Source organism: Nonomuraea sp. NPDC004354 (genome assembly GCF_053602555.1).
Genome location: NZ_JBSGDV010000004.1, coordinates 373,182 through 391,402, shown reverse-complemented (window position 1 = coordinate 391,402; position 18,221 = coordinate 373,182). Strand labels below are relative to the sequence as shown.

The 18,221-nt window shown below is 71.9% G+C and carries 22 protein-coding genes; 13 read left to right on the top strand and 9 right to left on the bottom strand.

Features of this window, described 5'->3' with window-relative positions; all coding sequences use genetic code 11:
* Window positions 1-70: 70 nt before the first annotated feature.
* From ACWENQ_RS16625 to ACWENQ_RS16615, 3 genes are all read right to left on the bottom strand, one after another.
* On the bottom strand, window positions 71-676 hold the full coding sequence (locus ACWENQ_RS16625) for a hypothetical protein (protein WP_452414884.1): 606 nt from the start codon (window positions 674-676) through the stop codon (window positions 71-73).
* Complete coding sequence (locus tag ACWENQ_RS16620; RefSeq protein ID WP_452414882.1) at window positions 673-2,061, bottom strand: selenium-binding protein SBP56-related protein; 1,389 nt, start codon at window positions 2,059-2,061, stop codon at window positions 673-675. Before ACWENQ_RS16620 ends, ACWENQ_RS16625 begins: the two co-directional genes overlap by 4 nt.
* A gap of 155 nt (window positions 2,062-2,216) precedes the next feature.
* Window positions 2,217-2,816, bottom strand: coding sequence for a dihydrofolate reductase family protein (locus ACWENQ_RS16615; RefSeq protein WP_354908161.1), 600 nt, complete (start codon window positions 2,814-2,816; stop codon window positions 2,217-2,219).
* A gap of 171 nt (window positions 2,817-2,987) precedes the next feature.
* On the opposite strand from ACWENQ_RS16615, the gene ACWENQ_RS16610 reads away from it, so the two are divergent.
* A complete protein-coding gene (locus tag ACWENQ_RS16610) occupies window positions 2,988-3,413 on the top strand; it encodes a VOC family protein (RefSeq protein ID WP_452414880.1) in 426 nt (141 codons plus the stop codon).
* 23 nt (window positions 3,414-3,436) lie between these two features.
* On the opposite strand, the gene ACWENQ_RS16605 is transcribed toward ACWENQ_RS16610, so the two are convergent.
* From ACWENQ_RS16605 to ACWENQ_RS16595, 3 genes are all read right to left on the bottom strand, one after another.
* Window positions 3,437-4,285, bottom strand: a complete 849-nt coding sequence (locus ACWENQ_RS16605; protein WP_452414879.1) for a hypothetical protein — start codon at window positions 4,283-4,285, stop codon at window positions 3,437-3,439.
* 80 nt (window positions 4,286-4,365) lie between these two features.
* Window positions 4,366-4,989, bottom strand: coding sequence for an NAD(P)-dependent oxidoreductase (locus tag ACWENQ_RS16600; protein WP_449918936.1), 624 nt, complete (start codon window positions 4,987-4,989; stop codon window positions 4,366-4,368).
* Window positions 4,986-5,765 (bottom strand): SGNH/GDSL hydrolase family protein, encoded by a 780-nt coding sequence (locus tag ACWENQ_RS16595; RefSeq protein WP_449918939.1) that lies wholly within the window; start codon window positions 5,763-5,765, stop codon window positions 4,986-4,988. Before ACWENQ_RS16595 ends, ACWENQ_RS16600 begins: the two co-directional genes overlap by 4 nt.
* A 73-nt stretch (window positions 5,766-5,838) precedes the next feature.
* Here ACWENQ_RS16595 and ACWENQ_RS16590 point away from each other — a divergent pair, with 73 nt between their 5' ends.
* On the top strand, window positions 5,839-6,309 hold the full coding sequence (locus ACWENQ_RS16590) for a MarR family winged helix-turn-helix transcriptional regulator (protein WP_354908170.1): 471 nt from the start codon (window positions 5,839-5,841) through the stop codon (window positions 6,307-6,309).
* A gap of 64 nt (window positions 6,310-6,373) precedes the next feature.
* On the opposite strand, the gene ACWENQ_RS16585 is transcribed toward ACWENQ_RS16590, so the two are convergent.
* On the bottom strand, window positions 6,374-8,014 hold the full coding sequence (locus ACWENQ_RS16585) for a bifunctional metallophosphatase/5'-nucleotidase (protein ID WP_452414877.1): 1,641 nt from the start codon (window positions 8,012-8,014) through the stop codon (window positions 6,374-6,376).
* Window positions 8,015-8,188: 174 nt separating this feature from the next.
* Here ACWENQ_RS16585 and ACWENQ_RS16580 point away from each other — a divergent pair, with 174 nt between their 5' ends.
* Genes ACWENQ_RS16580 through ACWENQ_RS16545 form a run of 8 tightly spaced genes read left to right on the top strand, consistent with a single transcriptional unit; the run spans window position 8,189 to window position 15,295 of the window.
* Window positions 8,189-9,082: a MurR/RpiR family transcriptional regulator gene (locus tag ACWENQ_RS16580; RefSeq protein WP_452414875.1), complete on the top strand. Its 894-nt coding sequence runs from the start codon at window positions 8,189-8,191 to the stop codon at window positions 9,080-9,082.
* Between the two features lie 14 nt (window positions 9,083-9,096).
* Window positions 9,097-10,368: an extracellular solute-binding protein gene (locus ACWENQ_RS16575; protein ID WP_452414873.1), complete on the top strand. Its 1,272-nt coding sequence runs from the start codon at window positions 9,097-9,099 to the stop codon at window positions 10,366-10,368.
* A complete protein-coding gene (locus ACWENQ_RS16570; protein ID WP_449918948.1) occupies window positions 10,359-11,252 on the top strand; it encodes a carbohydrate ABC transporter permease in 894 nt (297 codons plus the stop codon). Before ACWENQ_RS16575 ends, ACWENQ_RS16570 begins: the two co-directional genes overlap by 10 nt.
* Window positions 11,249-12,067 (top strand): carbohydrate ABC transporter permease, encoded by an 819-nt coding sequence (locus ACWENQ_RS16565; protein ID WP_354908176.1) that lies wholly within the window; start codon window positions 11,249-11,251, stop codon window positions 12,065-12,067. Before ACWENQ_RS16570 ends, ACWENQ_RS16565 begins: the two co-directional genes overlap by 4 nt.
* A 10-nt stretch (window positions 12,068-12,077) precedes the next feature.
* A complete protein-coding gene (locus ACWENQ_RS16560; RefSeq protein WP_452414872.1) occupies window positions 12,078-12,824 on the top strand; it encodes a sugar isomerase domain-containing protein in 747 nt (248 codons plus the stop codon).
* Window positions 12,821-13,909, top strand: a complete 1,089-nt coding sequence (locus ACWENQ_RS16555) for a hypothetical protein (RefSeq protein WP_452414870.1) — start codon at window positions 12,821-12,823, stop codon at window positions 13,907-13,909. Before ACWENQ_RS16560 ends, ACWENQ_RS16555 begins: the two co-directional genes overlap by 4 nt.
* Window positions 13,909-14,835, top strand: a complete 927-nt coding sequence (locus tag ACWENQ_RS16550; protein ID WP_452414868.1) for an N-acetylglucosamine kinase — start codon at window positions 13,909-13,911, stop codon at window positions 14,833-14,835. The genes ACWENQ_RS16555 and ACWENQ_RS16550 overlap by 1 nt, the downstream gene beginning before the upstream one ends.
* 49 nt (window positions 14,836-14,884) lie before the next feature.
* On the top strand, window positions 14,885-15,295 hold the full coding sequence (locus tag ACWENQ_RS16545; protein ID WP_452414867.1) for an Imm10 family immunity protein: 411 nt from the start codon (window positions 14,885-14,887) through the stop codon (window positions 15,293-15,295).
* Window positions 15,296-15,325: 30 nt separating this feature from the next.
* Here the strand turns inward: ACWENQ_RS16545 and ACWENQ_RS16540 are convergent, their stop codons facing one another.
* Entirely contained in the window at window positions 15,326-15,994 is a 669-nt protein-coding gene (locus tag ACWENQ_RS16540) for a hypothetical protein (RefSeq protein ID WP_452414865.1), read from the bottom strand.
* A gap of 135 nt (window positions 15,995-16,129) precedes the next feature.
* Between ACWENQ_RS16540 and ACWENQ_RS16535 the strand changes: the two genes are divergently transcribed.
* From ACWENQ_RS16535 to ACWENQ_RS16525, 3 genes are all read left to right on the top strand, one after another.
* Window positions 16,130-16,504 (top strand): hypothetical protein, encoded by a 375-nt coding sequence (locus tag ACWENQ_RS16535; RefSeq protein ID WP_452414864.1) that lies wholly within the window; start codon window positions 16,130-16,132, stop codon window positions 16,502-16,504.
* 129 nt (window positions 16,505-16,633) lie between these two features.
* Entirely contained in the window at window positions 16,634-16,978 is a 345-nt protein-coding gene (locus tag ACWENQ_RS16530) for a hypothetical protein (protein WP_452414863.1), read from the top strand.
* Complete coding sequence (locus ACWENQ_RS16525) at window positions 16,975-17,814, top strand: rod shape-determining protein (RefSeq protein ID WP_452414861.1); 840 nt, start codon at window positions 16,975-16,977, stop codon at window positions 17,812-17,814. Before ACWENQ_RS16530 ends, ACWENQ_RS16525 begins: the two co-directional genes overlap by 4 nt.
* Here the strand turns inward: ACWENQ_RS16525 and ACWENQ_RS16520 are convergent.
* Window positions 17,793-18,086, bottom strand: coding sequence for a putative quinol monooxygenase (locus ACWENQ_RS16520; protein ID WP_354908187.1), 294 nt, complete (start codon window positions 18,084-18,086; stop codon window positions 17,793-17,795). The two genes, ACWENQ_RS16525 and ACWENQ_RS16520, sit on opposite strands and share 22 nt — an antisense overlap.
* Window positions 18,087-18,221 lie beyond the last annotated feature (135 nt).

The window sequence follows — 18,221 nt, the reverse complement described above, 5'->3', positions numbered from 1 at the left end:
TATCAGAGCGGCGGTGCGGGAGTTAAGGGATGAGTCAGAGCGTTCCGGCCCGCCGCCGACGCGCCCGCGATCAGGCCTGGACCAGGGTGATCACGCCGGCCGCGATGAGAGCGGCCGCCCACATGCGGTCCACGTTGAACCAGGCGCGGCGCAGGATGGTCAACCCGGCGACCTCGTAGACGATCACGGCCACCACGCCCGCGACCACGAACATGGCCAGCGTGTGGGCCAGCGCGATGGCCATGCTGCCGCCCATGGCGTGCCCGGCGTGCCCCTCGTGGGCGGCGTTCACCCCGGCGAACAGCGGGATGAGCATCAGCCCGGCGCCGTGCGCCGACGACATGAGAAAGGACCAGGCGGCCAGCTGCGGCAGCGACAGCCGCATGCCCACCCAGCGGAAGTGCCGCCTGGACAGCAGCCGCCACAGCCCGAACCCGACCAGCACCGTCCCGCCCACCAGCGCCACCACCCGGCCCGTGGTGAGCGAGCCGGTCACCACGATGACGGCGGCGACCAGCCCGACGGCGGCCAGGTGCCCGGCGGCGATCGCCGGAAGCGAGGCGAGCAGCTTGGCCCTGCTGCGTTCCTGCAGCCCGCGGGCCACGGCGAACAGCCAGCCCATGGCCGGATTCAGCCCGTGCAGGGCCCCGAGCAGCAGGGCGGCCGCGAGCGTCACGGGTAGCAGTAGGAGTCCGAGGAGGCGTCCCCGCCCTGCAGCCTGACCTGGTGCGGGCGCAGGCCGCGGAAGTCGTCGCCGTGCGGGAAGAAGCTCTTGTCGAACGTGAACGACTCGGCGTCGATCTTGGCCATCCAGGCGCCGACGCCCTCGGGGTAGAACTGGTCGTCCCAGGCGCCGTACAGGGAGTTGGTCACGTAGACGCGCCGGGCGTCCCTGCTGACCTCCACCATCTGGGGGCCGCCACGCAGGCGTTCTTCCAGGGCGGGGTGCGGGTCGCCGCGCACGATCCCGCCGATCCGCAGCGAGCCGGTCTCCACCGGGTGCAACGGGTCGCTGACGTCGTACTGCTTGAGCTCGCCCGTGCCCCAGCAGGAGACGTACAGCCGCTGGTCGTCCACGGCCAGGTCGATGTCGGTGACCAGCGGCGGCACCGCCCCGAACGGCTTGAGCAGGTCGGGCAGATCCGCCGGGTCGGCCGGCTCGGCGGGGATGTCGATCACCTTGCGCACCTGCCAGCGGCCGTCCTCCTGGAACCACGTCCAGACCGAGGCCGACAGGTCCTCGACGCTGACGACCACGCCGGCGAAGCCGTAGGTCCGTCGCGGGTCGTGGGCCGGGCGCAGTTCGAGGGTCATCTGGTACTGGTCGCCGAGGTCGACCGCCTGGAGGTGGCGGCGCTTGCGCAGGTCCCAGAAGTGCACGTGGTGACCGTACTTCCGGCCGAGCAGCAGCTCGCCGACGACGCCGTTCTCGATCATGGAGGGGGTGCCCCACTCCGAGCTGATCAGTACGTCGTGGTTGATGTGCCACCAGAAGTCGTAGGCGAGGTGCTGCGGGCCCCGGTCGGCCTCCCAGGGGCCGCGTACCTCGAACGTCTGGTGGTCGAGGACGGCGATGCCGCCGGGGCCGTCCGCGCCGTTCGACCCGCCGAGCGCGGAGACGTACAGCCCGTCGGGCCCGCAGTGCACGGTGTGCGGCCGTGAGTAGCCGGCCCGCGCGGCCAGTTCCTCCGGCTCGATCACCTTGACGATCTCGGGGCTGACGCGGTCCTTGGTGTCCAGGATGTAGATGCGTGAGGAACGCAGGCCGGGCACGACGAGGTAGCGGCGCTCGACGTGCGGGTGCGGCGCGTTGGGGCACAGCGCGCTGCTGCAGGCGTTCCACCCGAAGTGATGCAGCTCGTCGCCCGTGTACGGCAGGTCCGTCCAGCCGGCCACGCCGCCGTACCCCGGGGAGTCGGGATCGACGTCGATGACGGCCATCGCGTCGGGTCTGGCCGCCTGACGGTCGAAGGCGGCGACGTAGGCGTACCGCTCGGCCGGCGCGGCCGCGGCGTCGCGCGGCGACGGATAGAAGGTCGGGTCCGGCGTCCAGAGTGTCACCTTCTCATCCTCTCCGTCGCTTTTCTTGGCCGGTCAAGAGGCCGGAGCAACTGGTGGCCGAATGTTGACCCCCCGTGGACCGACCCCGGCGTTGGGCGCCGGCCGTACGTGGAGAGGCGAAGCGGGACCGGTCCCGCCTCTCCGTGGTCACGCGCTCAGCCGCGCACCACCCGGTAGGTCACGTGGGTGACCAGGCCGGTGCCCGAGACGTGGACGGGTTCGAGGTCGACGCTCCCTGCGCCCTCGAGCAGGCGCTCGCCGGCGCCGAGGATCACCGGCGCGATGTGCAGGCGCAGCTCGTCGATCAGGCCCGCCGCGAGGTACTGGTTGACCGTGTGGGCGCCACCCGCGATCGCGACGTCGGCGTCGCCCGCGGCCGCGCGCGCCATGGCCAGCGCCGGCTCGATCCCGTCGGTCACGAAGGTGAAGGTCGTGCCACCCTTCATCTCCAAGGGCTCGCGCGGGTGGTTGGTGAGGACGAACACCGGGCCGTGGTACGGCGGCTCGTCACCCCACCAGCCCTTCCAGTCCAGGTCCCAGTCGCCCCGGCCGGGCCCGAACATGTTGCGGCCCATGATGTAGGCGCCCGCCGCCGTGATGGCCTCGATGACCTCGGCGTGCGCCTCGGGCTCCTCGAACATCCACCGGTGCAGGCGCTCCTCGACCCCTTCGCCGAACGGGTTGTCCAGGCTCTGGTTCGGGCCCGCGACGTAACCGTCCACGGACATCGCCATGTCAGAGGTGACCTTGCCCATCTGTGCAACTCCTGTCGTCGGGTGTCTCTCACGCACTCGTCGGAGCCGCCGACGGGTTCTCGACATCCCGCTCGAGGTGATCGCCTGCTGAGCTTCTCGGCACGCCATGTCCGCGCCGCGACGGCGGGACGCCTCCACTCCTCCGGGCGTCGCCCGTGGAACAGTGGAGACATGAACGCGGATGACAGGAACGTGCTGTCCCGGGCACGCGTGGCGACCAGGCTTCCAGCCCAGGACCTGGACCGGGCGCGGCGGTTCTATTCCGAGCGGCTCGGTCTGGAGCCCGTCGACCAACGGCCCGGCGGGCTGCTCTACCGGTGTGAAGGCGCGGAGTTCGTCGTGTTCCAGTCGACGGGATCCTCGCCGGGCACCTTCACCCAGATGGCCTGGGAGGTCGACGACATCGAGACAGCGGTCTCGGAACTCAGACGGCGCGGCGTGGTGTTCGAAGAGGTCGACGTCCCCGGGTTCCGGACAAGGGACGGGATCGCGGAGATCGACGGGAACTATCCGAGCAAGGGCGCGCGCGGCGAACGCGGAGCCTGGTTCCGTGACAGCGAGGGGAACCTGCTGGGCGTCGGCGAACCGGTGCGCTGAACAGCCCGGTCCCGCCGACCGGACTACCGGCCAGGCGGGCGCAGGCGGGCGAGCGTGGCGGTCCCCGCGCCGGCCATGGCCGCGAGCGCGGCCACCAGCAGGACGCCGGAGGCCACCGTCAGGTCGGCCGGGGCCAGCCCGGCGGCCGCCTGCAGCACGGAGACCAGCACCACCCCGCCGTAGCCCGCGGCCACCACCGCCACCAGACGCACCCTGGCCGCCTCGCTCCAGGCGGTCAGGGTGAGCAGCCAGGCCAGCACCGGCAGCACCTGCACCGCGTGAAGCGTCACCGCGTGCGGCACCTTGAGCTGCCCCGCCGCCCCGAAGATCGACAGGTCGGTGGCCTGGGGCGGCAGTCCGATGGCCCGGCCGTTGGCGATGAGCGCCGCCCCCGAGACCAGCGTCAGCGACAGCACCGCCAGTCCGGCCCGCACCGCCAGCCGCATGCTCGGCGGCCCGTCGAAGCGCCGCCAGGCCACCACGATGATCACGATGATCGACGGGATCAGGCCCACGATCGCGAAGGCGGCCAGCGCGGCCGAGACGGTCGCGTCGAAGGGGGTGGTGAAGTTGAGGTGCGAGGGCACGCCGCGCCAGCGCTGAAGATCGATGAGCGCGGTCTCGACGAGGCTGGCCACGGCGAGCGTGCCGACGAGCAGCCGGCTCGCCCTGGGGCTCAGCCCCGACCGTCCGGCGATCCAGACCAGGCTGATCAGCGTCACCCCGAAGGAGAAGCCGAACAGGATGGGCTTGCGCCACGACACCGGGCCGCCCCATCCGCCGCCGTCGACGGCGTACACCAGCAGGTGGAAGGCGCTGCTGGCCAGCAGGAGCGCGGCCACGCCGTAGCCGAAGCGCTGAGGGTTGGACATGGATCCAGCCTCGCCGCGGCCGCCCCCCGGGGCATCCGCCCGGGAGAGGCGGCCGGGGTACGCCCGTCGTGGTAGACGGCTCACGAGGAGATGTCCACGACGCGGCGTACACACGCGGCGTCGTCCAGGTGGTGCAGCAGGAAGTGGGCCAGGTCGGCCCTGGACACGCTCCTGGCCGCGGTCAGCCCGCCGTCGGTCGAGAAGCGGTAGGCGCCGGTGGCGGGCCCGTCGGTCAGCATCGGCGGCCGGACGATCGTCCAGTCGGCGGCGCTGTCCTTCACCAGACGCTCCATCTCGGCCATGTCCGCGTAGGCGTACCGGTACAGCCGCTGGATGACGTGCTTGACGACCAGCCGTTGCGGCAGCGGCAGGTCCGGCGGGATGTCCAGCCCGGCCGACGACAGGCACAGCAGGCGGCGCACGCCGTACTCGCCCATCGCCTCCAGGATGTTGGCGGTGCCTTCGGAGTAGACCGTGGTCGGGCGGCGGCGGTCCCTGGTGCCGAGGCAGGACACGACGGCCTCCTGCCCGTCCAGGCTCGCCCGCCAGGTCTCCGGCCGGAGGACGTCGGCGGCCACCACGGTGTCGTGCCGTACCGAGGCCGGGTCGCGGGCGACGACCGTGACCTCGTGCCCGGCCTCGGTGGCCTGCCGCAGAACCTGCGCGCCGGTGCCGCCGCTCGCCCCGAACAGCAGGATCCTCATGCCAGGCTCGCGACGAACGCGGCGGCCAGCGCCCGCTGGCCTGCCGGCGACAGGTGCAGTCCGTCGTCCTCGTGGTCCGGCTCGGCCAGGCTCACCACCTGCTCGGGCATGGCGGCCAGCACCTCGCCGATCGCCCGCAGGTCCTCGTTGGCCCAGCTCAGGCGTGCCCGCTGGAACGGCTGGTAGGCGGTGACGCGAGCCTCGTCCACCGACGTGGGCGCCAGCCAGAGCCATGTGGCGGCCGGGGCCGCCTGGCGGAGCAGGCGCAGGTTGCGTTCGGTCTCGGGGAGGCTGACCTGGGTGTCCTTCGTGCCGCCGACGCGCATGGCGTCGTTGCCGCCCAGCATGCACAGCACCCAGTCGGGCCGCTGGGCGGCCAGCGCGGGCAGGGTGCCCAGCGCCTGCGTGGTGCTCTGGCCGGAGACGGCCAGGTTGACCAGCGTGCTGCCGTGGCCGGGGCGGCGCAGGTCGAGCAGGTGACGCAGGATCTCGAACCAGGACAGCAGGTCGGCGGTGGTGCTCTCGCCGACGGCCACCACCCGCTGGCCGGCGGCGAAGGGCAGCCGGTCGACGGCGGCGGCGAAGTCGTCGTCGGCGAGCAGGTCTTCGGCGAGCCGCCGGGCGTGCGCGGCGTGCTCACGGCGGATCGCGCCGAAGCGCTCGGCCGGCAGCCCGAACAGCGGGCCGAGGCGGTCCTCGTCGAGCGGGCCGAGGTAGCCGAGCACCTTCTCGGGGTGCTGGAAGCGGATGAGCCGTTCGGGCGTGGGGAAGGTCATGTCACGAATCCGTTCTCTTAGATGAATCGTTTATAGCACAGAACTATTTTCGTGACGCGCTATCGTGTTCGTCATGCCGACCGCTGACGACAGGCCGCCGTCCGGCGCGGCGTTCCTCCTGGCCCAGGTGGGCGCGCACGCCGCCAGGCGGTTCGCCGAGCGCGTGGCCGAGCTGGGCGTGGTCCCGGCCGACATCGGCCTGCTCCGCATGATCATCACGGCGCCGGGCCGCAGCCAGCAGTCCTTGGCCGAGGAGCTGGGCGTCGTGCCCAGCAGGGTGGTCACGCTGCTGGACGCCCTGGAGGGCAAGGGGCTGGTCGAACGGCGGCGCAACCCCGCCGACCGGCGCAACTACGCCCTGCACCTGACCGGTGAGGGGCTGCGGCTGATGGGGGCCGTCCGCGAGCTGGGCGCCGCGCACCAGGACGACCTGCTGGCGGCCCTCGACCACGACCAGCGCGCCGCGCTGACCGCCATGCTCGAGGCCGTCGCGGCCCAGCAGGGGCTCACCCCCGGCGTCCATCCCGGATACCGGGGCCTGTAGCGCGACCAGGGAACGAAGGAACGGCCGGCCGTGGCGTCCCGCCACGGCGCGGCCGTCCCGAGGGTCAGTTGACCCGCGTGACGCGGCCCAGCGCGGGCGGCTGGAGCGGGCTGACGGCCCGGATGTAGGACTCGAAGGCCTCGATGTCGCGGACCTTCTCGACCCGTTCGGTGCCCTCGGTCAGCACCGTGAACCCGTCGCCGCCGGAGGCGATGAAGGAGTTGGCGGTCAGCCGGTACCTGCCCGCCGGGTCGATGACGGTGCCGTTGAGCCTGATCGAGGCCGGGTCGATCCTGTCGCAGGCGGGCTTGGCGTTGTCGTAGGTGTAGGTGAGGCCCTGGGAGACGCTCAGCACGCGCTGGGTGCCCTGGCCGCACCACTGCTGTTCGAGCAGCCGCTCCACCTGGGCGCCGGTCAGCGTCATGGTGACCAGCATGTTGCTGAACGGCTGCACGCGCAGTGCCTCGCCGTGGGTGACGAGGTTGGGCATGTCGTTGCCGATCGGCGAGACCCACAGGTCGCCGGCGATGCCGCCGCCGTAGGGGGGCTGGACGGCGATCTGGGCGCCGCCGGTGTCGGGGGAGGAGGTGGCGTGCAGACGGGCGTCGGCCAGGGCGTGGCCGAGGGTGGACTCGCCGGCGGCGTTCCTGACCGCGGTCAGGTCGCGGTGGAGCATGCCGACGGGGCGGTCCAGCAGGCGGTGGGCATGCTCGTCGCTCTTGCGGCGCAGTTCGGCGATGCGCTGGTCGGGCTTGATGTCGTGGGTGACGGTGATGTTGTCGGCCTTGGCGGCGGTGGGATCGCCGGTGGCGCGGTCGACGGTGAGGACGATGCGGGTGACCTCGCGGCTGTGGCCGGAGGTCTGGGTGACGGGGATCCCGTTGACCACGCAGTTGTAGGCGTTGTGGGTGTGTCCGGAGATCACCGCGTCGACCTCGGGGTCGAACCTCTGCACGATGTCCTTGATCGGCCCGACCAGGTTGTTGCACTGGTTGGGCAGGCCGCCGCCGGTCTGCCCGCCGCCCTGATGGATCACGACGACGATGGTGCGCACGCCCTTGGCCTTGAGCTCGGCCGTGTAGGCGTTGACGGCGGTGGCCTCGTCGCGGGCCTCGAGCGGCGCGGTGGGGCCCGGGGCCTCCTTGAGCGTGTTGGTGTAGCTGACGCCGATGACGCCGACCTTGACGCCCTTGACCTCCTTGACGACGTAGGGGAGGAAGGCGGGCTTGCCGGTGGTGGTGTCGACGATGTTGGCGCCCAGGTAGGGGAAGGCGGCGCCCTTGAAGCCGGGCAGGGCGCAGCCGTCGATGGGGTGGCAGCCGCCCTCCTCCATCCTGCGCAGCTCGGCCAGTCCTTCGTCGAACTCGTGGTTGCCCACGCTGGAGGCGTCCAGGCGCATCATGGACAGCGCCTCGATGCCGGGTTCGTCGTGCAGCGCGGTGGCGGCCAGCGTGCTGGAGGAGATGTTGTCGCCCGCGGACAGCCGCAGCGTGCCCTGGGGGTTGTCCCGCTGGAGCCGGTCGAGATGGGCGGCGAGGTATTCGGCGCCGCCCGCCTCGACGGGGCCGTCCGGGGTCATGGCGAAGCTCGTGGGCAGGGCGGAGTGGAAGTCGTTGATGCCGAGCAGCTGGATGTCGACCGTGTCGGCGTGGGCGGGCAGCAGGGTGGCGCCGCCCAGCACCAGCGCGGCTAAGAGATTGCGCATGTGCGTCCCTTCAGGGCTTGGTCGGGGCGAGCGTAGACACGCATTCAGGGCGAAGTAAAGACTCTCTTGACAAGAGATCGTCGAAGGGAATTATTCACATCAGGCAGGTGGATACACCGAGGCATCGAGGTGAACTCTTGACATTGCGACAGTCAGTACGGGAAATTTCCTCCCATGGCCACGTCCACGGAGAATAATTCACCTACCGCCACCGGGATCCTGGCCCGGATCAGGGGAGTGGCGCCCACCCTCACCGTCGCACACCAGCGCATCGCCGAGACGATCCTCGCCGAGCCCGCCGCCGTGGCCGCCTCCACCATCACCGAGCTGGCCGAACGCTGCGCCACCTCACTGACCACGATCACCCGCTTCTGCCGCGAGCTGGGCCTGGCCGGCTACCCCGAGCTCAGGCTGGCGCTGGCCGCCGAGCTCGGCCGTACCAACGCCAGCCCGCGTGACAGCGTCATCGCCTTCTCCCCTGACGACCCGCTCAGCATGGTGCTGCGCAGCCTGCTGGCCAGCGACATGCGCGCGATGGAGGAGACCGCCGCGCAGCTCGACGTCACCGCCGTGGAACGGGCGGTCTCCGCCCTCGTACGGGCCAGGTTCATCGACTTCTTCGCCGTCTCCGGCAGCGCGGGAGTGGCCATGGACCTGCACCTCAGGCTGCACGCGATCGGCCGGCCGTGCGCGCTGTGGACCGACGTGCACAGCGCCGTCTGCAGCGCCAACGCGCGCGACCACCGCGACGTGGCCATCGGCATCTCCCACTCCGGCACCACGGCGGAGGTCGTCGAACCGCTGGCCATCGCCGGACAGCGCGGCGCCACCACCGTCGCGGTCACCAACTTCCCGCGCAGCCCGCTGGCCGAGGCCGCCGACATCGTGCTGACGACCGCGGCGCAGGACACCCCCTTCCGCGCCGGCGGCGTGGCCGCCCGCCACACCCAGATGCTGGTCCTCGACTGCCTGTACATCGGCGTCGTCCAGCGCACCCACGAGACCAGCAACCAGCTGCTGACCGCGGCGACGGACGCGGTCGCCAAGCATCGCCTGCCCCAACGCTGACTCAGGAGCCCCCCATGCGCCTGGCCCCCCGCACGGCCGCCGTCCTGCTGTCCCTCACCCTCCTGTCCGCCACCGCCTGCGCCCCCTCGACCTCCACCTCGACCTCCCCTTCGACCGCCACCGCGCCCGGCGGCAAGGTCACCCTGTCGGTCTGGGGGTGGGGACCGGACGCCGACTACGACAAGATGTTCACCGAGTACGAGAAACTCCACCCCGGCGTCGACGTCGACGCCCGTTCCTTCACCACCGCCACCGAGTACGACACCATCCTGTCGACCGGCCTGGCCGGGGACAGCGGACCGGACCTGGCCTGGCTGCGCCCCGGAGCCAACCTGCAGCCCCTCGTCGAGGCCGGCCGCCTGCTGCCGCTCGACGTCAAGGACGTGCCGGGGCTGGCCGCCTACGACGAGAAGGTGCTGCGCGCCGCCAAGGGCGACAAGGACGGCAAGGTGTACGGCGTGCCGTTCGCCGTGCAGACGCTGCAGGTCATCTACAACAAGAAGATCTTCGCCGACCACGGCATCTCCCCGCCCCGGACGTGGGACGAGATGATCGCCGCGGCCGGGAAGCTGAAGGCCGCCAAGATCGTGCCGTTCGCCTTCGGCGGCAAGGACGACTGGATGCTGCCCGTCGTGGCCGGCATCTTCGGCACCGCCCACTGGGGCGGCGACGACTTCCTGAAGGCGGTCAAGGCCAAGGAGAAGAAGTTCGCCGACCCCGCGTTCGTCGAGGGCATCGACCAGCTCAACAAGCTCAAGCCGTACTTCCCCGACGACGTGGCCGGCGTGTCCTACACCGACGCCCAGATCCTGTTCTCCTCGGGCAAGGCCGCCATGTTCCCCGGCGGCCTGTGGGAGCTGAACTTCTTCGGCCAGCACGCCAAGGACATCGAGCTGGGCGTCTTCACGCCGCCCGCGCCGAACGGGCCGGGCCTGATGCCGGGCTTCACCGACGGCTCGTACGGCATCAACGCCAAGAGCAGGAACAGGGCCGAGGCGCTGAAGTTCGCCGCCTGGCTGGCCTCCAAGGACTACGGCCAGCTCTTCACCGACACCCTGCGCATCTTCTCCGCGGTCCCCGGCGTCACCCCGAAGGACGCCCTGCTCAAGCAGGTCGCCACCACCTTCGAGCAGCAGGGGGCCGCCTACTTCATGAACGAGTTCGCCTACGGCAACCCCTCCTCGCAGGTCGTCTTCTCCAAGTCGCTGCAGGAGATGCTGCTGGGCCGCATCACCGCCCGGGAGGCGGCCGAGCAGCTCGACAAGAGCGTGTCCACATGGCTGTAGGCCCGCGGCGGGGATCGTCGTACCTGTTCCTGGTCCCCGCCCTCCTCCTCTACTCCCTCTTCGTCGTCTACCCGCTGTTCACCGCCCTCAGCTACAGCGTGTTCACCTGGAAGGGCACGCTGCGCGACGGCTTCGCCGGCCTGGCCAACTACGCGGGGCTGCTGTCCGGCTCCTTCCTCGACCAGCTCCTGCCCGCGCTCGGCCACAACGCCCTGCTGTTCGCGGGCAGCGTGCTCGTCCAGAACACGCTCGGCCTGGCCTTCGCCCTCGCCCTGTCGCGGGTACGGCGGGGCAAGCGCGCGCTGCAGACCATGTTCGCGCTGCCGTACCTGGTCAACCCGCTGGTCATCGGCTACCTCTGGACGCTGCTGCTCAGCCCGACCTTCGGGCCGGTGAACTCGCTGCTGCGCGGGGCGGGACTGGAGCAGCTGGCCGTCCCGTGGCTGGGCGACCCCGCCACGGCGCTGCCCACCGTCATCCTGATCACCACCTGGCAGTGGGTCGGCTTCCCGATGCTGCTGTTCAGCGCCGCGCTCGGCGGCATCCCCCAGGAGTACGGCGAGGCCGCCAGGACCGACGGGGCCGGCTCGTGGCAGGTGTTCCGGCGGATCACGCTGCCGCTGCTGCGCCCCGCGATGGGCACCGTCACCATCCTGAGCTTCATCGGCAGCATGAACACCTTCGCGCTCGTCTACGCCCTCGGCGGCTCGAACGGCGCCCCGGCGGGCGCGACCGACGTGCTCGGCCTGCTGTTCTACCGGGCCGCCTTCGCCTCGGGCGACGTCAACGCGCTGGGCACCTCCTCGGCGCTGGCGGTGTTCATGTTCACCTTCGTCTTCGGCTCGACCCTGCTGCTCGAACGGGTGCTGAGGAGGAAGGCATGACCAGGGCACAGGGCCTGTGGATCAGGCTGCTGCTGTGGGGCTACGCCGTCTTCTCCATGACGCCCCTGATCGTCATGGTGCTGAGCTCGTTCCGGCCCACCGGCGAGATCTTCGACGACCCGCTCGGCCTGCCGGGCGGATCGTGGTTCGGCAACTACGCCAAGGCGTGGACCGAGGCCTCCTTCTCCACCTACGTCGGCAACTCGGTGATCGTCGTGGTCTGCGCGGTGCTGCTGGGCGCCGCGGTGTCGCTGCTGGCGGCCTACCCGCTGGGCCGCGGCCGTTTCGGCGGGCGCGGCCTGTTCACCGCCTACTTCATCTCCGGCATGACGCTGCCCGCGCACCTCGGCGTGCTGCCGCTGTTCTACCTGATGGAGAGCATGGGCCTGGTCGACACGCTGCTGGGGCTGATCCTCGTCTACGCGGCCGGTTCGATCCCGTTCAACGTCTTCGTGCTGACGGCGTTCTTCCGCCAGCTGCCCCACGAGCTGGACGAGGCCGCCGCGCTGGACGGCGCCGGCCCGCTGGCGACCTTCTGGCACGTGATGCTGCCGCTGGTACGGCCGGCCGTCGCCACCGTGGTCGTCTTCCAGTTCGTGCCGCTGTGGAATGACTTCTTCTACCCTCTGGTCCTGATGCGCGACGAGAGCAGGCTGACGCTGCCGGTCGGGCTCACCCACTTCTTCGGCGAGTTCCAGAACGACTGGGGAACGCTCTTCGCCGGACTGGTGATGACGACGATCCCCCTGGTCGTGCTGTTCGTCATCGCCACGCGCCAGATCGTCGCCGGCCTGACCGCCGGCATGAACCGTTGAGGAACCCTTCATGGATCTTGTGATGGCCTTCGCCGACGAGGCGCGCCGGCGCCTGGACGAGCTGACGAGGAGCCAGCTGCCCGCCATCAGGCGGGCGGGGGCGCTGATCGCCGGGGCGGTGCGGGCCGGAGGCGTCGTCCACGCCTACGGCACCGGCCATTCGGAGGCCGTGGCGCTGGAGGTGGCCGGCCGGGCCGGTGGTCTCATCCCGACCAACCGGCTGACCCTGCGCGACCCCGTGGTGCTGGGCGCGGCCTCCCCGAAGGAGTTCGACCCGCTGGCCGAGCGTGACCCGCACACCGCCCACCAGGTGCTCGCCCTGCACAGGATCGAGCCGGCCGACGTCTTCGTGATCGCCTCCAACTCCGGCGGCAACGGCTCCACCGTGGAGATGGCCAGGCTGGTCAAGCAGCGCTCGCTGCCGCTGATCGCGATCACCTCCCTGGCGCACACCACCGCCATCACCTCCCGCCACCCCTCGGGCGAGCGGCTGTTCGAGCTGGCCGACGTCGTGATCGACAACCTCGCCCCGTACGGCGACGCCGTCCTGGAGGCCGAGCACGGGCCGGTGTGCGGCATCTCCTCGATCACCTCGGCCACCGCCGTCCAGCTCATGGTCGCCGAGGCGATCGGCCTGATCGGCGCGGCCGGCACCGTCCCGCCCACCTACTTGTCCGCCAACATCCCGGGCGCCGACGCGCACAACGACGCGTTGGCCGCGCGCTACGCGGGGCGGATTAGGACCGGTGCGCTGTGAGCCTCACGATCGCCGCGTTCTGGCCGCCGCCTCCGCACGAGACGACCGTGGCCAGGTACCGCGAGATCGCCGACGCGGGTATCGACCTGGTCATCACCGGCAACTACCTCAATGACACGGTCATCCTGCGGCACGCCCTGGCCTGCGCGGACGAGACCGGCCTCGGCGTGCTCGTGGCCTCCGACCCGCGGGTCGAGGTGCTCATGCGCGACCTGGACCCCGGCGAGGAGCAGACCAGGGCGCTGATCGGCCGGGTGATCGACGACTACGCGGGGCACCCGTCGTTCCGGGGCATCAGCCTCATGGACGAACCGCTGCCCGAGCGTTTCCCGCGCCTGGCGGCCGGGGTCTCGGCCGTGCGCGCCCGCGGGCACCTGGCCTACGTCAACCTGTTCCCCAGCCACGTCACCGGGTCCTACGACTCCTACGTCGGCGGCTTCGTCGACACCGTCCGTCCCGACGTGGTCTCCTTCGACCGCTATCCGTTCCTGTCCACCGGCGAGGACGAGGGCTACTTCGCCGACCTGGCGCTGATCCGCGCGCACGCGCGACGGGCCGGCCTGCCCGCGTGGATGTACGTCCAGACGCTCGCCTACGACGGGCACCGTACGCCGACGGCCGCCGAGCTGGCCTGGCAGGTCAACACCGCGCTGGCCTACGGCTACACCGGCATCCAGTACTTCACCTACTGGACGCCCGATCCGGCGCGCGGCGAGGGCTTCCAGCCGGCCCTCGTCGACGGCGGGCAGTCCACCGAGCGCTACGGGATCGTGCGCGACCTCAACACCGGCTGGCTGCGGCCGGTGGGGGAGGAGCTGGCGCGGCTGCCGTGGCGGTCGGCCGGGCACACCGGCCCGGTGCCACGTGGCGCGGCGCCGGCCGCCGACGGCGCGGTGCCGGCCGGTGACGTCGTGGTCGGCCGGTACGGCGAGCGGCACCTGTTCGTGTGCAACGCCCGCCACGACCGGCCCACCGAGGTGACGCTCGCCCGCCCGGCCGCCGCATTCGACCCCGCCACCGGGTCCTACGAGCCCATCGGCGCCACGTTCGTCCTCGCGCCCGGCGCCGCGCGGCTGGTGCGCTGATGCTCGTCGCCGGTGTCGACGCGGGCGGCACCTCCACCCGCGTCGCCGTCCACACCCTGTCCGGCGCCAGAGCCGGCTACGGCACGGCCGGCGGCGGCAACCCGGCCGCGCACGGCGACGCCGCGGCGGCCGCGGCCATCGCGAGCGCCCTGCGCCAGGCGATGGGCGGTCTGGACCCGTCGGCGGTGACCGCGTCCGTCGCCGGGGTGGCCGGCTCGGACGGCTCCTTCGCCGCCGTGCTCCGGCAGGTCTGGGCCGAGCAAGGCCTGGCCCACGCTCCGCGGCTGGTCAGCGACGTGGACGTGGCCTACGCCGCCGGCACGCCCGCCCCCTCGGGCACGGTGCTGCTGGCCGGGACCGGGGCCGCCGCCGCCCGCTTCACCGGCCGCGCCGTCGACGCCGTCGCCGACGGCCTCGGCTGGCTGCTCGGCGACGAGGGCGGCGGCTTCTGGCTCGGACGTGCCGGAGTGCGGGCGGCCGTCCACGCCCTCGACGGCGGCACGCCGCCGGGACCCCTGGTCGACCTGGTCAGCCGGCACTTCGGCGTGACCGGCCCGCCCCGGCGGCGAGCCGACCGCATCGTCCGGCAGGCGCAGGCCGACCGGATGACGCTCGCCGCCGCCGCGCCCCTGATCGGGCAGGCGGCCGCGCTGGGGGACCCGGCGGCCGCGCGGATCGTCCAGGCCGCCGCCGCCCGCCTGGTGGCCACCGTCTCCCGGCTGCATCGCGAGGGGCCGATCGTGCTGGCGGGCAGCGTCCTGACCAGCGAAGGCGCCGTCCGCGACGCCGTCATGGAACTGCTGCGTGGACACCGCGTCAGCACCGCACGGGACACGGCGGGGGCGGCGTGCTGGCTCGCCGCCCTGGACCTGGCCGGACAGGACGCCGCGACCACCACCCATGCGCGCTTCACCGGGGCGACATAGCAGCGCCGCTCTTCCACCGCGCCGGGAAGAAGGTGACTAGGCTCCCGGCATGCCACACGCCTTCACCGCTCGCGTCGTGGGGGTCGACGAGGATCCCGAGCTGGAGTCCCTGTCGGCCGGTGTCGCCGAGAACCTCGACGGAACCGGCCGCAGTCTCGTCTTCCAGTGCTCGCTCGACGAGTTCGAGGACGACGAGGAGGCCGGCGACGACTACAGCCACTGCCTCGTCCTGGAGAACGCGGCCGTCGCCTACGGCTGTGTGACGGAGATCGTCCTGGACGGCCCGCGGCTGACGGTCGTCCTCGACGCCGCCGCGGCGGCCGGCCTGCACGTCGACGACCACATCATCGACGTCACGCTGGACATCGAGGCTCAGGCGCGCGAGGAACTGCGCGGCGCTCTCCGGCGCATCCTCTCGTACGGCCGGCCGGATGCGGTCCCCCATCGCATGGAGCTGTGAGTCGCCCGCGCCCGAGGGGAGCGGCGGCGGTCAGCGAGTTGGTGGGCAGCGGCCCATCCACCACCAGCCGTCCGGGAGCTCGACGGTCGGGCAGATGCGCATGCCGTACCCGTCGAAGGTCTCGCCGCCGGGACGAGCCGCGAAACGGGCGTAGCCGACGGCGTCATCGGGGATGCCGAGCCAGTCCGGCACGAACAGCACGGGCCGCCCGCCGCTGGTGCCGATCGTCTTGACCCGGCAGGTGGCCGAGACGAAGCACAGGCGGTCGGGCAGCCGCGCGCCCATGTAGCCGCCGAGCTGCGACGCGGGCAGCCGTCCGCTGTCCGACAGGGCGGCCACCTCGTCGAACGCCGGCCGCTCGAACAGGAAACGGGCCTGGATGCGCAACTCGGGGAAGGACCGCAGGGTCACCGGGCCGGCGATGCCGATGACCACCAGGAGCAGACCCACGGCACCGGCCGGCGCGCCCCGTCTGGCGAGGGACTTCATCCCGAGCACGTAGACGAGCAGCGCCACGCCGTACGCCCCGTGCGTCACCACCGGAGTGAGGATCCACAGCGCCGTCGACAGCCGGCCGATGTGCAGCTCCATCACCGGCAGCGCCACCGTCACGACGCCCATGAACAGCAGCGGAATCCAGATGGGGAGCCGCCGTCCGGGTCGCCCGCGACCGGACGGGCCCGTCTCGAAGACCGTCACCGGCCTCACGATAGGAAGGTCGTGTGCAGGCATGGCTCAGGAGATGTGGAGGAATTGCAAAGATCGGCGTGCCGCACCTGGTGCCCGTTTCGCCCGGATGCCGGTTTTCGCGCAGGTTGGGCTAGGGTCGGGGGCATGACAAGGGGGCCGTGGAGGACACCACGAGCGGCCGTCGCGCTCACCGGCGTGATCGGCCTGATCCTGCTGTCTCTACTGCTGGCCGGCTCCTTTCCCGCCGGTCACGGCGTGGCGCTGCGGCCGGCCGACGCTTCCGGCCAGTCCTGGGCGCCGGGCGCCGAGGACGCTCTGCTGTCCAGCCTGCCGCCGCGGAATTCCGGGGTCACCACGCGCCATGTGTCGTCGCTGTGGACGGCGCTGCGCGCCGAACGGCGGCCGGAGACCGGCCAGGTCCCGTCGCCGGGAGGGCCGGAACCCGGTGCCAGCGCCATCCGCCATCCTCAGCAGGAGGCGCACCGCGCCGCCGGCTCGCGCAGTCCTCCGCTGATCTAGTCGCGTCCTTCGATTTCCTGTCTCCGGCCGCTCGCACGCCGGGAGGCCCGCTGTGCATGCCCGGGTGTGCACGCGCGGCCCGCGTCGCGGGCGCCGCCGGGAGCTCGGCATCGCCACGTCCAGCGCGGCGTGGCCTTTCCCGCAAGCAAGGAGCCGATCATCGTCATGGCCGACGTCAGATCAGTCCAGGTTCACCTCCAGCACTACGACCGGCACCTGGCGCAGCTGGAGGAACTGCGCCGGCTGCTGCACGACCAGCTCGCCGCCCTCACGCCCGCGACGGGCGGGCGTGCCTCGCGCGCGGACCGGCAGGTCGGCGACATCGAGGCCGCACTCGACCGCATGGACCGGGAGCGCTACGGCGTGTGCACGGACTGCGCGTCGTTCATCCCGTACGAGCAGCTGCTGCGCGCGCCGCACCGGCTCGCCTGCGACGGCTGCGCCGTACCTCCGCAGAGGGAGGCGTCGGCATGAGCACCTCCCCCCAGACCACCGCACGCACCGGCGAGCAGACCGGACGGCGCCGCCGTGACATGGGCGGTTACGCGGTCCTGGACCTCGGAACCGTGCGCACCAGGTCGCTGACCTCGGGAACGTTCGCGATCGCCGAGCGGCTCTCGGCGGTCCCCGCGGGGGCGCCGGGGACCACGGCGCCCTCCGGACTGCGCTGGCCGATCCGGCACGGCGTGGTCGCCGATCCAGCGGCCTGCCGGCGGCTGGTCGACATCGTTCTCTACGACGCGCGGCTGGCCGGAGCCTGGCCGCTGGAGCGGATACTGGTCGGCGTGCCGGTGGCCGCCACGGCGAGCGAGCGCCGGTCGCTGCGCACGGCGGTCATCGAGGCGGCCGAGTGCCCGGTGGTGCTGGTGGAGGAGCCCCTGGCGGCCGCCGTCGGCGCCGGTCTCGATGTGACCGATCCCCGGCCGTGCCTGCTGCTGGACGTGGGCGCGGGCGTCGTGGAGGCCGTCGTCATCCACGACGGCGCCATCACCGACGCGGTGGCCCTGCAGCTGAGCGCCACCACGCGCGCGGGCCTGCCCTGGCCCACGGTGGACAGCGTGGTCCGCATGACAGCTGGTCTGCTGCACCGCATGCCCGCCCACCTGCGTGCGACGGTCCGCGACGGCGGCCTGATCGTCACCGGCGGCGGCGCCGGGCAGACGCGGCTGCTGAACCGGCTGCGCAGCACGCTCCGCATGCCCGTACGCGTGGCGTCCGAACCGGCGCACGCCACCGTCTACGGCCTGACCCACCTGTGCCGGCAACCCGGCCTGACCGCCCGGCTCGCTCAGGGGTCGAGGGGCTCGTAGGCGACGACCTCCCGGGAGGCGAGGCGGGCCAGGCAGTCACCGACGACGTACTTCTGGAAATGCGGGGAGGCGCGGTGGGCCTCGAAGGCCGCCGCGTCGACGTACCGCTCGTAGATCATGAACCGCCGCGGGTCGTCGACGGCGACGTGGGCCTGGTAGGAGAGGTTGCCCGGTTCCTGGCGCGACAGCGGGGTGATGGTCCGGATGATGTCGGCGACGGCGGTCTCCTCGCCGTCGCGCGCGGTCCACACGGCTTGCACAACATATGCCATGACGGGTGACTGTAGGACGGGTGCCGGAACCTCTCACACCCGGCCCATCATGCTTGACATATCGGACACTACGCGATTAACGTCCCGCTAACCGACAGGCACAGACGAAGACATCCCTGTCAGTGGTCTTCGTCT